The sequence below is a fragment of the uncultured Rhodoblastus sp. genome (assembly GCF_903903185.1).
Lineage (GTDB): Bacteria > Pseudomonadota > Alphaproteobacteria > Rhizobiales > Beijerinckiaceae > Rhodoblastus.
Genome location: NZ_CAIUXT010000092.1, coordinates 1 through 13285 on the forward strand (window position 1 = coordinate 1; position 13285 = coordinate 13285).

The window sequence follows — 13285 nt, forward strand, 5'->3', positions numbered from 1 at the left end:
AGCGCCTTTTCGAGCTTTTCGCGCTCGCGCGACAGCATCAGCCGTTCTTTTTTGGTCAGGCCGGAGGCGCCGGCGCCGAGCTGGTCGTCGAGCTTGCGCAGCCGCGAGATCGAGCCGGAAATGGTCTTCCAGTTGGTCAGCATGCCGCCGAGCCAGCGCGAATTGATGTAATATTGCGCGGAACGCTTGGCGGCGTCGGCGATCTGCTCCTGCGCCTGACGCTTGGTGCCGACGAACAGCACGCGACCGCCGCGGGCCACGGTGTCGGACACGGCCTTGAGCGCCTGATGCAGCAGGGGCACCGTCTGGGCGAGGTCGATGACGTGAATATTGTTGCGGACGCCGAAAATATAGGGGGCCATTTTCGGGTTCCAGCGATGCGACTGGTGGCCGAAATGCGCGCCGGTCTCCAGAAGACCACGCATGGTGAAGTCGGGAAGCGCCATGTAACTTTTTCTCCGGTTGAACCGCCGCGAAACTTTTGGGCCGGAGATCCGGCCACCGGAGCGCGACCTTGAAGCAGGAAGCGCACATTTCGCGTGTGGATTGGAGCGCCCTGTTATACCAGCGCGGGGGGTTTGGCAAGGCGCGGGAAAATCGATCGTCGATTTGGTCTTTGCCGGGCTGCGGCGAAGGGCTTTATGCGGCGGGAAGCGGACAGGCGCCAAAAAAACCTTCTCGAAGTTTCGGCATTGGAGTAGTTTGTGGTCTTGAGGTGTGTTGCGATGGCCCGGTGGCTTTGGCTGTTCCTGTCTGTCTTCGCGCTCGCAGGCTTGCTGGCCTCGACGCAGGGGCGATCGTTTGCCCCGCGAACGCAGCATGCCCTCCATGGGCAACAGGATTGCTGCCCGGGGATGGCCGGCGCGCCTCAAGACCAAATGCAACACGGCTCGAAACATGGCCACGCCACTCTGCCCGAGTGCTGCGTCGTCGGCATTTGCGCCTGCCATATCGCTCAGCCCGTTGTTTTGCGCATCGCCGACCTTCTGCCCGTGACCTTTTCAGCCATTCATTTTGCCGGCTCAAGGCATGACAACGGCCACGTCGGCCAGTCCCGCCCGCCGGACCTGAGGCCTCCCATCGCCTGACATCGCCAGAAATTGCGCCGTGACGCCCTTTTGGGCGATGCGGCGAATGCGATGTCGCGCGCGCCGGTTTGCCGGCTGGAGTTCCTGTCATGCCCTTCCCTTCACGGCTGAATGCGCTTGCGCGCATGGGCCTCGTCGTCCTTTTCGCCTTGCCGGCCGCGCTGGCGCAAGCCGAGCCGGCTGGCGGCGCGCGGACGACGCCGGACGATCCGATCCTGCTCTATCGCGATCCGATGGGCGGTCCCGAACTCTCGACGACGCCGAAGAAAGACGCGATGGGCATGGAGTTCCTGCCCGTTCGCGCCTCCGCGCTCGCCGGCCGCCTGCCAGCCCTTGGGGGGACGCAGGCGCCTGCGGGCAGGCGAGTCCTTTATTATCGCAACCCCATGGGTCTGGCGGACGTTTCGCCGACGCCCAGGAAGGATTCCATGGGCATGGACTATATCGCCGTCTACGAGAGCGACGAAAGCGACGCCGCCGTCGTCAAGCTCTCTCCCGGCAAGGCGCAGCGCATCGGCGTGCGCTCCGAACCGGCGAAGCTCGCGTCGCTTGCCGAAAAAATCCGGGTTCCGGGCGCCATTCAGCTCGACGAACGGCGGGTCACCATCGTGGCGACGCGCACGACGGCCTATCTCGAAAAGGTCGCCGACGTCACCACCGGCGACAAGGTCGTCAAGGGACAGACCCTGCTGCGCTTCTACGCGCCGGAGATCGTCTCGGCGGCGGCGGAATATGCCGCCAATCCGGGTTTCGAGGGCGCGCGCTCCCGGCTCGATGTACTCAATGCGCCGCCCGATTACATCGCCGAGGTGGCGCGAACCCGCAAGGCGCAGCGTTCGATCGTCTGGCCCGCGCCCCAGAGCGGAATCATCCTGGAGCGCAACGCCATCGAGGGCATGAAGGCCGATCCCGGCCAGCAATTGTTCAGAATCGCCGATCTGTCGGTGATCTGGGCGCTGGTTGACGTGCCGGAACGCGATTATCCGCGCGTCGCCCCCGGCCAGAACGTCACCCTCCACGCGCGCGGCCTGCCCGAACGCGCCTTTCTCGGGCGCGTCAGCCTGATCTATCCGCAGATCAACCGCGACAGCCGCACGGCGCGCGTGCGGATCGAATTGCAAAATCCCGATCTCATCCTGCGGCCCGACATGTATGTCGAAGCCGAAATCGATGTTGTCGAGCCCGGCAAGGTTCTGGTCGTTCCCGAAAGCGCGGTGCTGGATTCGGGCGCGCGCAGGATCGTGCTGCTCGATCTCGGCGACGGGCGCTTCGCACCGCGCGACGTCGCCATCGGGCGGCGCAGCCAGGGTCTGGTCGAAATCCGCAACGGCCTGAGCGAGGGCGACAAGGTCGTCACCTCCGCCAATTTCCTGATCGATTCCGAGAGCAATCTGAAGGCGGCGCTGCAAAGCCTCGCGCCGCAAGGCGAGACCCAGGACAAGACGGAAGACAAGGCGAATACGGCGGACAAGCCATGATCGCCCGCCTCATCGCCTGGTCGGCGCGCCATCTCGTGCTGGTCTTCGTCGCCGTCGCCTTTGCGGTCGGAGCCGGATGGCTGGCGCTGAAAACCCTGCCGCTCGACGCGCTGCCGGACCTGTCCGACGCGCAGGTCATCATCTACACCGAATTTCCGGGCCAGGCGCCGCAAGTCGTCGAGGATCAGGTCACCTATCCGCTGTCCAGCGCCATGCTGACGGTTCCGCGCTCGCGCACCGTGCGCGGCTTTTCGTTTTTCGGCGTCTCCTTCGTCTATGTGATTTTCGAGGATGGCGTCGATATCTACTGGGCGCGTTCGCGCGTGCTGGAAAATCTCAATTCGGTCGGCGGCCGGTTGCCTGCCGGCGTGACGCCGTCGCTCGGCCCTGACGCGACCGGCGTCGGCTGGGTCTATCAATATGCGCTGACAGCGAAAAACCGGACTTTGGCGGAGCTGCGCTCGCTTCAGGACTGGACCCTGCGCTATGGTCTCGCCAAGGCGGAAGGCGTGGCGGAAATCGCCAGCGTCGGCGGCTTTGTCAAGCAATATCAGGTCGTCGTCGATCCCAACCGGCTGCGCGGGCTGAACGTGCCGCTGGCGAAAGTGCGCGACGCGATCCGCTCCAGCAACAGCGATTTCGGCGGCCGCAGCATCGAATTGTCGGAGTTCGAATTCGTCGTGCGCGGGCGCGGCTATCTGCGCGGCGTCGAGGATATCGAGAACATCGTCATCCGCTCCGACAATGGCACGCCCTTGCTGGTGAAGGATGTCGCGCATGTCGAGATCGGCCCCGACGAGCGGCGCGGCCTGACCGAACTGAACGGCGACGGCGAGGTCGCGAGCGGCATCGTGCTGCAACGCTATGGCGCCAACGCGCTGAGCGTGATCGACAACGTCAAGGCGACGCTGGCGCAACTGGCGCCAAGCCTGCCCAAAGGCGTCGAGATCCTGCCCGTCTACGACCGCTCGCAACTGATCCACGCCGCGATCGAAACTTTGCAATCCACCCTCGTCGAGGAAGGCCTGATCGTCGCTCTGGTCTGCGTGGTTTTCCTGCTGCATGTGCGCAGCGCGCTGGTGGCGATCCTGATGCTGCCGGTCGGGGTCTTGATGGCTTTCGCCGCGATGCGGGGGCTGGGGCTTGGCGCCAATATCATGAGCCTGGGCGGAATCGCCATCGCAATCGGTGCGATGGTCGACGCCGCCATCGTGATGATCGAGAACGCGCACAAGCATCTGGAGCGGGCGCCGCAGGGCGAGAGCAGGATCGACAGCCTGATCGCGGCGGCGGTCGAGGTCGGGCCGGCGCTGTTTTTCAGCCTGCTGGTCATCACCGTCTCCTTCCTGCCGATTTTCACGCTGGAGGCGCAGGAAGGACGGCTGTTCGGCCCGCTCGCCTATACCAAGACCTTTTCCATGGCGGCGGCGGCGCTGTTGTCGGTGACGCTCGTTCCGGCGCTGATGGTCGTCTTCGTGCGCGGGAAAATCATCGCGGAATCCCGAAACCCGATCAACCGGGCGCTGATTTTTCTGTACCGGCCGGTCATCGCCCTGGCTTTGCGCGCCCGCGTCGTCACCGTCCTGCTGGCGCTGGCGGTTCTGCTCGCGACCATCCTGCCGGCGCAAAAAATCGGCGCCGAGTTCATGCCGACCCTCAACGAGGGAACCCTGTTCTACATGCCCACCACGCTTCCCGGCCTTTCCGTCACCAAGGCGGCGGAACTCCTTCAGCAACAGGACGCGATCATCAAGAGCTTCGGGGAAGTGCAATCGGTCTATGGCAAGGCGGGGCGCGCCCAGACGGCCACCGATCCGGCGCCGATGGAAATGTTCGAAACCATCATTGCTTTGAAGCCGAAGGCGCAATGGCGTCCGGGCGTGAACATCGACAAGCTTGTCGCCGAAATGGATGCGGCGCTACAATTTCCCGGCGTCTCCAACGCCTGGACCATGCCGATCAAGGCCCGGCTCGACATGTTGTCGACGGGCATACGCACCCCGGTCGGCGTCAAGATTTTCGGACGCGACCTCGCGCAGATCGAAGGCGTCGCGCGTCAGGTTGAGGCCGTGGTCAAGCATGTGCCGGGCGCGACCAGCGCCTATGCCGAGCGGATCATGGGCGGCTATTATGTCGAAATCGTCCCGGACCGTGCGGCTTTGGCGCGCTATGGCCTGATGATCGGGGACGTGCAGGACGTCGCCGCCTCGGCGCTCGGCGGCGAGACCGTGACGACGGCGGTGGAGGGGCGTGAGCGCTATGGCGTCGCCCTCCGCTACCCGCGCGATTTCCGCTCGACGCCGGAGGAAATGGCGAGCGCCGTATCGATCGCCCTGCCCGGCGGGGGGAGCGTGCCGCTCGGCGAAGTGGCGCGCGTGGAGCGGACCGTCGGTCCCGCCGCGATCCGCACGGAAAATGGCCAGCTCGCGGCCTATGTCTTTGTCGATCTGCGCGGGCGCGACATCGGCTCCTTCGTCGCCGACGCTCGCAAGGCGGTGGCGGAAGAGGTGAAAATCCCGCCCGGAGTCTATGTCGTGTGGAGCGGCCAGTTCGAATATATGCAGCGGGCTGAAGCGCGGCTCAAAATCGTCGTGCCGATCACACTGCTGATCATTTTCCTGCTGCTTTATCTCAATTTCGGCCGATTGACCGAGACCCTGATCGTCATGGCCTCGCTGCCTTTCGCCCTCGTCGGCGGCGTCTGGCTGATGGCGCTGATGGGCTTCAACATGTCGGTCGCCGTCGCCGTCGGCTTCATCGCGCTGGCCGGCGTGGCGGCCGAAACCGGCGTGGTGATGCTGATCTATCTCGACCATGCCCTGAAAGCGATCGTGGCGGAACGCGCCGCGCAAGGTAAGGTTCTGACGCGCGCCGACGTGCATGAGGCGGTGATGCGCGGGGCGGTCGAGCGCGTCCGGCCGAAAATGATGACGGTCGCCGCCATCATGGCCGGCCTGCTGCCGATCTTGTGGAGCCAGGGCGCGGGGTCGGAAGTGATGCAGCGCATCGCCGCGCCGATGATCGGGGGGATGATGTCCTCGACCCTGCTGACCTTGATCGTCATTCCAGCGCTTTACGATCTGATCAAGGGATTTGGGCTGCCCGCCAGGGCTTGAACGGGGAGACCGGCGAAATCGCCGCTCGCCTTGGCATCAACCCGATGTTCGAAAGCCGGGACCGCGCGGCGGCGAAAACGGAAAAGGGGAGCAAGACCCCCGCCTTGCTCCCCCTTGCTGTCCGATGACAACGCCCCCCAAAAAATCAGGGCGTCGGAACTTCCGAGATGGTCTTCAGGATCTGCGAGGCGATCTGGTAGGGGCAGCCCTGCGAGTTCGGGCGGCGGTCTTCCATATAGCCGCGCCAGCCGTTTTTCACGAAACTATGCGGCAGACGGATCGAGGCCCCACGGTCGGCGACGCCCCAGCTGAACGAGTCGATCGCCGCCGTTTCATGCTTGCCGGTCAGACGCAGATGATTGTCCGGACCGTAGACGGCGATATGGTCGGCGACGTTCTTGCTGAAAGCCTCCATCAGCGACAGGAAATATTCCTTGCCGCCTTTTTCCCGCAGATAGGAGGTCGAGAAATTGGCGTGCATGCCCGAGCCGTTCCAGTCGGTGTCGCCGAGCGGCTTGCAGTGGAATTCGACGTCGACGCCGTATTTCTCGGCGAGACGCAGCAGGATGTAGCGGGCGACCCACATTTCGTCGGCGGCCTTTTTGGAGCCCTTGCCGAACACCTGGAATTCCCACTGGCCCTTCGCCACTTCGGCATTGATGCCTTCGTGGTTGATGCCCGCGCTGAGGCAGATGTCGAGATGTTCCTCGACGATCTTGCGCGCGATGTCGCCGACGTATTTGTAGCCGACGCCGGTGTAATAGGGACCCTGCGGCGCCGGGTAGCCATTCTCCGGGAAGCCGAGCGGGCGGCCGTTCTGGTAGAAGAAATATTCCTGCTCGAAGCCGAACCAGGTGCCTTCGTCGTCCAGAATCGTCGCGCGAGCGTTGGTCGGATGCGGGGTCACCCCGTCGGGCATCATGACTTCGCACATCACGAGCGCCCCGTTCACGCGGGTGCTGTCCGGATAGATGGCGACCGGCTTGAGCACGCAATCCGAGCTTTGGCCCTCGGCCTGTTTGGTCGAGCTGCCATCGAAACCCCACAGGGGCAGATCCTCCAGCGCGGGGAACTTGTCGAACTCCTTGATCTGGGTCTTGCCGCGGAGGTTCGGAACGGGTTTATACCCATCAAGCCAAATGTATTCGAGTTTGTACTTGGGCATTTTGCTCATAAGTCCTTTGATGGATTTAACAGCGAGATTTTGCCCGGATCGGAACAACGCCTTGCATGGACGCATTCGGTTTGCTTCGCCCATTCGGCTTGCTTCGCCCAATGCCGCCCGGGTTCGACCGATCCAGCCAAACCATGCACAGCATAAATTGCGCCAATTGTGACAAACCCCTAAATATCTGAATCTTAATGGCTTGAGCTTGACATTTTGGCGGGGTGGCGCCCAAATCTTGGGAGATTGCCAAACCCTTCGGCTCAGGACGCGATCAAACAGCCTATTTTTTTAGCAGGCTGCTAAATGTGCTCCACCTCGGCCACTCCGGGGATGGCCTTGATCGCGTTCGACGCCTGGGCGTTGATCGGATAGCGGCCCGGCAGCTTGACCTCGACTTCCTCTCCCGGCGCGTCGAGGCGAAGGACCAAAGTCACCTCGCCTTCCGCCCTGCCCTTGAGCCGCTCGACCAGATGCTTCAAGGGCGATGGATCGTGCAAGAAGATGCGCAGGCCTTTCTGGATGCGCGCCGCCGCCTCGTCGAGCTTTTCCACCAGCGTGATGCGGGCGCGCACATCCTCGCCCTCGATATTGGCCTGCAAGGTCACGAGCACGGTCGCGCCTTTTTCGAGCAGGTCGCGGTAAAGGTTGAGCCCCTCCTGGAACAGGATCGCCTCGTACTGTCCCGAGGGGTCGGACAGCGTGACGATGCCCATCTTGGCGCCGTTCCTGGTGCGCCGCTCGGTACGGTCGAGCACGGTCGCGGCCAGTCGTCCCGCCGACGCTCCCTGTTTGACCGCGCGAAAAAACGTCGCCCAGCGGTCGACCCGCAGGCGCTGCAACACGCCGTGATAGGCGTCGAGCGGATGGCCGGAGATGAAAAAACCGATGGCGTCGAATTCGCGCCGCAGCTTTTCCTCGGCCGACCAATGGTCGAAGCGCGCGAGCCGCAGCGGCTCCGCCTCGCCGCCGCCAAACAGCCCGCTCTGGCCGGCGAGGCTTTCGTCCTGGTTGCGGTTGGCGACGGCGAGCAGCGGCTCGACGGAAGCATGGGCGCGGGCGCGGTCGCGCTCGATCTCGTCGCAGGCCCCGGCGGCGGCGAGGCTTTCCAGCACCTTCTTGTTAACCTCGCGCGGATTGAGCCGCGTCGCCAGATCCGCGAGGTCGCGAAAGGGCCTGTCGCCCCGGATCGCCACCAGGGCCGCCGCCTGGCCTTCGCCGACGCCCTTGACCGCCGAAAGCGCATAGCGGATCGACAAACTGCCCGAATCGTCGGCATGGACATCGAAATCGACGCCGGAAAAATTGATCGAGGGCGGATCGACCCTGATGCCGAGCCTTTGCGCCTCGTTGCGAAATTCCGCGAGCTTGTCGGTATTGTTCTTGTCGAGCGTCATCGAGGCGGCGAGAAATTCGACCGGATAATTGGCCTTGCACCACGCCGTCTGATAGGCGACCAGCGCATAGGCCGCCGCATGGCTCTTGTTGAAGCCGTAATCGGCGAATTTGGCGAGCAGGTCGAAAATTTCGTCGGCCTTGGCCCGCTCCAGCCCGCCGGACATCGCGCCATCGACGAAACGCGCGCGTTGCGCGTCCATTTCCGCCTTGATCTTCTTGCCCATCGCGCGGCGCAGCATGTCGGCCTCGCCGAGCGAATAGCCGGAAAGAATCTGCGCGATCTGCATCACCTGTTCCTGATAGATGATGACCCCGAACGTCTCCTTGAGCACCGGCTCGATCTTGGGATGGATGTAGTCGGCGTCCTCCTCGCCGAGCTTTACCGCGCAATAGGTCGGGATATTGGCCATCGGGCCGGGCCGGTAGAGCGCCACCAGCGCGATGATGTCTTCAAAGCGGTCGGCGCGCATTTCCGACAGCGCCTTCCTCATGCCGGCGCTTTCGAGCTGGAACACCCCGATGGTCTCGCCGCGCCCGAGCATGTCGAAGGTTTTGGCGTCGTCGAGCGGGATTTCGGTCAGGTCGATCGCGACGCCGCGCCGTTCGAGCAGGGCGGCGCAGGTCGCCAGCGTGGTCAGGGTTTTGAGGCCGAGAAAATCGAACTTGACCAGCCCCGCCGGCTCGACCCATTTCATGTTGAACTGGGTCGCCGGCATGTCGGATTTGGGATCGCGGTAGAGCGGGACCAGTTGGTCGAGCGGCCGGTCGCCGATGACGATGCCCGCCGCATGGGTCGAGGCGTTGGAATAGAGCCCCTCCAGTTTCTGGGCGATTTCGAGCAGCTGCTTGACCCGCGAATCCTGTTCGGCGGCCTCGCGCAGCCGCGCCTCGCCGTCGATCGCCTGTTTGAGCGTGACCGGCGCGGCGGGATTTTGCGGCACCATCTTGGCGAGCTTGTCGACGAGGCCGAGCGGCATTTCCAGCACGCGGCCGACATTGCGCAACACGCCGCGCGCCAGAAACGAGCCGAAGGTGATGATCTGCGCCACCTTGTCGGCGCCATAGCGGCGGCGGACATAGGCGATCACCTCGTCGCGCCTTGTCTGGCAGAAGTCGATGTCGAAATCCGGCATGGAGACGCGTTCGGGATTGAGAAAGCGCTCGAACAGCAGCGAAAAGCGGATCGGGTCGAGATCGGTGACGGTCAGCGCCCAGGCGACCAGCGAGCCGGCGCCCGAGCCGCGCCCCGGCCCGACCGGAATGCCCCGCGCCTTCGCCCATTGGATGAAGTCGGCGACGATCAGGAAATAGCCGGGGAAATTCATCTTCTCGATCACCGACAATTCGAAATCGAGCCGGTCGCGGTAATCCTCCTCGCCGTGGCCCGGCGCGGCGCCATATTTGGCCAATCGCGCCGTCAGCCCTTCCACCGCCTGCGCCCGCAGAACGGCGGCCTCGTTGGCGGCGCCTTGCGTGAAATTCGGCAGAATCGGCTTGCGCGTCAGCGGACGCCACGAGCACCTCATGGCGATTTCGACGCTGTTGCGCGTGGCTTCGGGAAGGTCGGCGAACAGCGCCACCATCTCGGCGCGGGTCTTGAAGCGATGGTCGCGGGTCAGCCGGCGGCGGTCGTCCTGGCTGACCACGGCCCCATCGGCGATGCAGAGCAGCGCGTCATGGGCTTCGTAATCGGATGCGGCGGCGAAATAAGGCTCGTTGGTCGCCACCAGCGGCAGGTTTTGCGCGATGGCGAGGTCGATCAGCCGCGGCTCGACCATTTCCTCGCTTTCGAGCCCGTGGCGCTGCAATTCGATATAGAGCCGCTCAGAAAACAGCGGCGCCAGCGCGGCCAGCCGGGCGTAGGCGGCTTCCGGCTTGTCGAGCGCGAAAGCCCGGTCGAGCGGACCGGCCGGGCCGCCGCTCAACGCGATCAGCCCCTCGCTCGCCAGCGCCAGCTGCGCCAGCGAAACATGCGGCGTGTCGCCCGGATCGATTTCCAGCCAGGCCTGCGAGACCAGATGCATCAGATGATCGTAGCCGTGCTCGTTTTGCGCCAGCAGCACGATATTGGCGCGGGAGGCGTGCTGGACAAAGGCCTCGCCGCGCGTGCGCAAAGCCTCGGCGTCGCCGAAATCCACCGTCAGCTGGCAGCCGGGGATCGGCTGCACCCCGTCCTTGGCGAATTTTTCGGAAATTTCGAGCGCGCCGAACAGATTGTTCGAATCGGTGACGGCCAGCGCCGGCATGAGGTCGGCGAGCGCCAGTTTCAGCAGCTTGCCGACCGGCAGCGCGCCTTCGCGCAGCGAAAAGGAGGTGTGGACATGCAGATGAACGAAGCCGACCGCGGCAATCGTCGCATCGGTCATCGAATCGGTCCTCTTCCGGAACATCCGCCACCCTTTCAGGTCCGCCGCCAGGCCTTTGGTTTTGTGACACTCGCGCAAAACGCCTTGCACCGCAGCACGGAAGGGTTTGCGCCAGAGCCATCGGAGTTAAAGCCGCCGATCCCGGTTTTTTCTCTCAGAAACAGGCCGGCGGCAGCAAGTTTGTTCTATTTACATTCCGGTTGTGTTCCGTCGACGCCATTTCGTCGTCGATATTTTTTTTCGATCCGGAAAGACCAATAAAATTAAAATCATGCCAATCGACAGCCTGTGGATAAGTCCGGCCCGCGACTGTGGACAAAGCAACGATGAGCCAGAGAGGAGAACAAACCCAATGCGTTGAATTTTTTATCTAACCTGCTTTCGCAAAGTTAAGGCTCATGGTCAGGCTTCAACCTGTTGGTTGTCATGTTACTGCAATTCTACCACCAGTCCATTGCGTAAGGTGAGCCTCCTGTCCATCCGCGCGGCGAGCTCCAGATTGTGCGTTGCGATGAGCGCCGCGAGGCCGGTGGCGCGCACCAGCGCCATCATGGCGTTGAAGACCCGATCCGCGGTTTCCGGATCGAGATTGCCGGTCGGTTCGTCGGCGAGCAGCAGCGAAGGCGCATTGGCCACCGCCCGCGCAATGGCGACCCGCTGCTGCTCGCCGCCCGAAAGTTGCGACTGACGATGAGTTCCGCGCGCCGCGAGGCCGAGATAATCCAGCAATTGCGAGGCGCGGCGGCGCGCCTCGTCCTTTGAAAGGCCGGCGATCATCTGCGGCGTCATGACATTTTCGAGCGCGGTGAATTCCGGCAGCAGGTGATGAAACTGGTAGACGAAGCCGATCTGGTTGCGCCGCAGCGCGGTGCGCTGCGAATCGTTCATGCCGGAGGTCGGGCGGCCGTCGATCTCGACTTCGCCGCCGTCGGCTTTCTCCAGCAGCCCGGCGATATGCAGCAGCGTCGATTTGCCGGCGCCGGAAGGCGCCGCCAGCGCCACCGCCTGACCCGGCCACAGCGTCAGATCCGTTCCGCGCAGGATTTCCAGAAACCCCTCGCCTTCGGGGTAGCGGCGCACGACGCCAGACAGACGCAAAATCGGCCGCTCCGGCGCCGGCGCGGCCTCGCTTGCATATGCCGCTTCATTCATGACGCAGCGCCTCCACCGGATCGAGCCGCGCCGCCCGCCAGGCCGGATAAAGCGTGGCGAGGAAGGACAAGGCCAGGGTCATCAAGGCCACGCCGGCCACTTCATGCGGGTCGAGCGCCGAGGGCAGTTGCGACAGGTGGTAAATATCGGCGGGAAACAGGTTGAGGCTGAAGACGCGGTTGACGAAGCCGCGAATGTCTTCGAGGTGATGGGCCAAAGGCACGCCGAGGCTCATGCCGAGCAGGTCGCCCAGCGCCCCGATCGACAGGCCGGTGAGGATGAAAATGCGCAGGATGGCCGCGCGCGGCGCGCCCATGGTGCGCAGGATGGCGATGTCGCGGCCCTTGTCCTTGACCAGCAAAATCAGCCCCTGGACGATCAGCAGCGAGGCGACGGCGACGATGATCGCCAGAATCAGGAAAATGGCCTCGCTCTCGACCTGGAGCACGTCGAAAAAGCTTTTGTAGCGCTGGCGCCAGTCGGTCAGGATGCTCGGCCGCTCGACCGCCTGGCCGATTGCCGCGCGGATCGCGTCCATGTCGTCGGGATGGGCGACGAACCCCTCGATGATGCTGGCCTCGCCCGGCCGGTTGAAAAACAGCTGCGCTTCGGCAAGCGGCAGGAAGACGATGAGCTGGTCGAAATCGTAAAGGCCCGACGAGAAGATCGCCCGCACCGGATAGGCCTTGATCCTCGGCGTGACGCCAAACGGGGTCTGCGCGCCATGCGCGGTCAGGATCGAGACATTGTCGCCCACCTGGACGCCGAGATTTTCCGCCATGCGCTGGCCGAGCGCCAGTCCGCCCGATTCGTCGAAATGGTCGAGCGTCCCCGTTTTGACATTGCCGACGATGCCCGGCAGCCGCTTGATGTCGGCCTCGGTGACGCCGCGCACCAGCGCGCCGGTCTGGTTCTGCGGCGAGGACACGCCCGCCGCCGATTCGACCATCGGAAAGGCCATGGTGACGCCGGGGACTTTTTCGAGAACCTTGGTCAGTTCCCGGTAATCGGTCATCGGCGTGTCGATCGGCTGCAGGAAGATGTGGCCGTTGACGCCGATCAGCTTGGACATCATCTCGTCGCGCATGCCGTTCATCACCGACATGACCACGATCAGCGCCATGACGCCGACGGTGATGCCGGTGACCGAAAGGCCGGCGATGGCCGAGGGCAGCCAGCGATGGCGGCGCGAGCGCAGATAGCGTAGCGCCAGCATCCGCTCATAGGCCCCGAAGGGTTTCGGGCCGGACGTTTCGTTCGAGGGATGTTCGGTCCGGCTGAACAGGGTCTTGCCCAGGTTGATCATCTTGTCCAAGTGAATCATGATGTTCCTGTTCGAGGCCCGCCGCCATGGCGCAGTCGCCGTCGGCAAGGCGGGTTGGAACCCAATAGCGCGCAAATCGCGACTTTTCGGCGAGCGATTCGGCGAACGCCGCAGTTTAACGCTTTTAAACTGCAAGTTTAACGAATTCCCAAACGGCCCTTCAATCCCGGTGTGACAAAACGCTCCTCGACAGACCGG

The 13285-nt window shown here is 63.8% G+C and carries 9 protein-coding genes; 4 read left to right on the top strand and 5 right to left on the bottom strand.

The window, feature by feature from the left end; all coding sequences use genetic code 11:
* Nucleotides 1–446 (bottom strand): 30S ribosomal protein S2 (gene rpsB, locus QZY01_RS08515; RefSeq protein ID WP_294535872.1); only part of this gene is annotated, 446 nt, incomplete at its 3' end.
* 432 nt (nt 447–878) lie between these two features.
* On the opposite strand from rpsB, the gene QZY01_RS08520 reads away from it, so the two are divergent.
* The 3 genes from QZY01_RS08520 to QZY01_RS08530 all read left to right on the top strand — a co-directional run bounded on the left by QZY01_RS08520 (nt 879) and on the right by QZY01_RS08530 (nt 5682).
* Nucleotides 879–1088, top strand: coding sequence for a hypothetical protein (locus QZY01_RS08520; protein WP_294535875.1), 210 nt, complete (start codon nt 879–881; stop codon nt 1086–1088).
* An 89-nt stretch (nt 1089–1177) separates the two neighbouring features.
* Nucleotides 1178–2566, top strand: a complete 1389-nt coding sequence (locus QZY01_RS08525) for an efflux RND transporter periplasmic adaptor subunit (RefSeq protein WP_294535878.1) — start codon at nt 1178–1180, stop codon at nt 2564–2566.
* On the top strand, nt 2563–5682 hold the full coding sequence (locus QZY01_RS08530) for a CusA/CzcA family heavy metal efflux RND transporter (RefSeq protein ID WP_294535881.1): 3120 nt from the start codon (nt 2563–2565) through the stop codon (nt 5680–5682). The genes QZY01_RS08525 and QZY01_RS08530 overlap by 4 nt, the downstream gene beginning before the upstream one ends.
* A gap of 145 nt (nt 5683–5827) precedes the next feature.
* On the opposite strand, the gene QZY01_RS08535 is transcribed toward QZY01_RS08530, so the two are convergent.
* From QZY01_RS08535 to QZY01_RS08550, 4 genes are all read right to left on the bottom strand, one after another.
* The gene (locus QZY01_RS08535) at nt 5828–6847 is read right to left on the bottom strand and encodes a glutamine synthetase beta-grasp domain-containing protein (RefSeq protein ID WP_294535884.1); all 1020 of its coding nucleotides are present in this window, start codon (nt 6845–6847) and stop codon (nt 5828–5830) included.
* 302 nt (nt 6848–7149) lie between these two features.
* Nucleotides 7150–10611 (bottom strand): DNA polymerase III subunit alpha, encoded by a 3462-nt coding sequence (gene dnaE / locus QZY01_RS08540; protein ID WP_294535887.1) that lies wholly within the window; start codon nt 10609–10611, stop codon nt 7150–7152.
* A gap of 429 nt (nt 10612–11040) precedes the next feature.
* Complete coding sequence (locus tag QZY01_RS08545; RefSeq protein WP_294535890.1) at nt 11041–11763, bottom strand: ABC transporter ATP-binding protein; 723 nt, start codon at nt 11761–11763, stop codon at nt 11041–11043.
* Nucleotides 11756–13087: a lipoprotein-releasing ABC transporter permease subunit gene (locus tag QZY01_RS08550; RefSeq protein ID WP_294535893.1), complete on the bottom strand. Its 1332-nt coding sequence runs from the start codon at nt 13085–13087 to the stop codon at nt 11756–11758. Before QZY01_RS08550 ends, QZY01_RS08545 begins: the two co-directional genes overlap by 8 nt.
* Here QZY01_RS08550 and QZY01_RS08555 point away from each other — a divergent pair.
* Entirely contained in the window at nt 13086–13262 is a 177-nt protein-coding gene (locus tag QZY01_RS08555) for a hypothetical protein (RefSeq protein ID WP_294535896.1), read from the top strand. The genes QZY01_RS08550 and QZY01_RS08555 overlap by 2 nt on opposite strands.
* Nucleotides 13263–13285: the final 23 nt, after the last annotated feature.

Bases quoted from the DNA above. Each gene is read 5' to 3' on its own strand.
- QZY01_RS08520 (WP_294535875.1), top strand. From the start codon at position 879: ATGCAACACGGCTCGAAACATGGCCACGCCACTCTGCCCGAGTGCTGC.
- QZY01_RS08525 (WP_294535878.1), top strand. From the start codon at position 1,178: ATGCCCTTCCCTTCACGGCTGAATGCGCTTGCGCGCATGGGCCTCGTC.
- QZY01_RS08530 (WP_294535881.1), top strand. From the start codon at position 2,563: ATGATCGCCCGCCTCATCGCCTGGTCGGCGCGCCATCTCGTGCTGGTC.
- QZY01_RS08535 (WP_294535884.1), bottom strand. From the start codon at position 6,847: ATGCCCAAGTACAAACTCGAATACATTTGGCTTGATGGGTATAAACCC.
- dnaE (WP_294535887.1), bottom strand. From the start codon at position 10,611: ATGACCGATGCGACGATTGCCGCGGTCGGCTTCGTTCATCTGCATGTC.
- QZY01_RS08545 (WP_294535890.1), bottom strand. From the start codon at position 11,763: ATGAATGAAGCGGCATATGCAAGCGAGGCCGCGCCGGCGCCGGAGCGG.
- QZY01_RS08555 (WP_294535896.1), top strand. From the start codon at position 13,086: ATGATGTTCCTGTTCGAGGCCCGCCGCCATGGCGCAGTCGCCGTCGGC.
- QZY01_RS08550 (WP_294535893.1), bottom strand. From the start codon at position 13,087: ATGATTCACTTGGACAAGATGATCAACCTGGGCAAGACCCTGTTCAGC.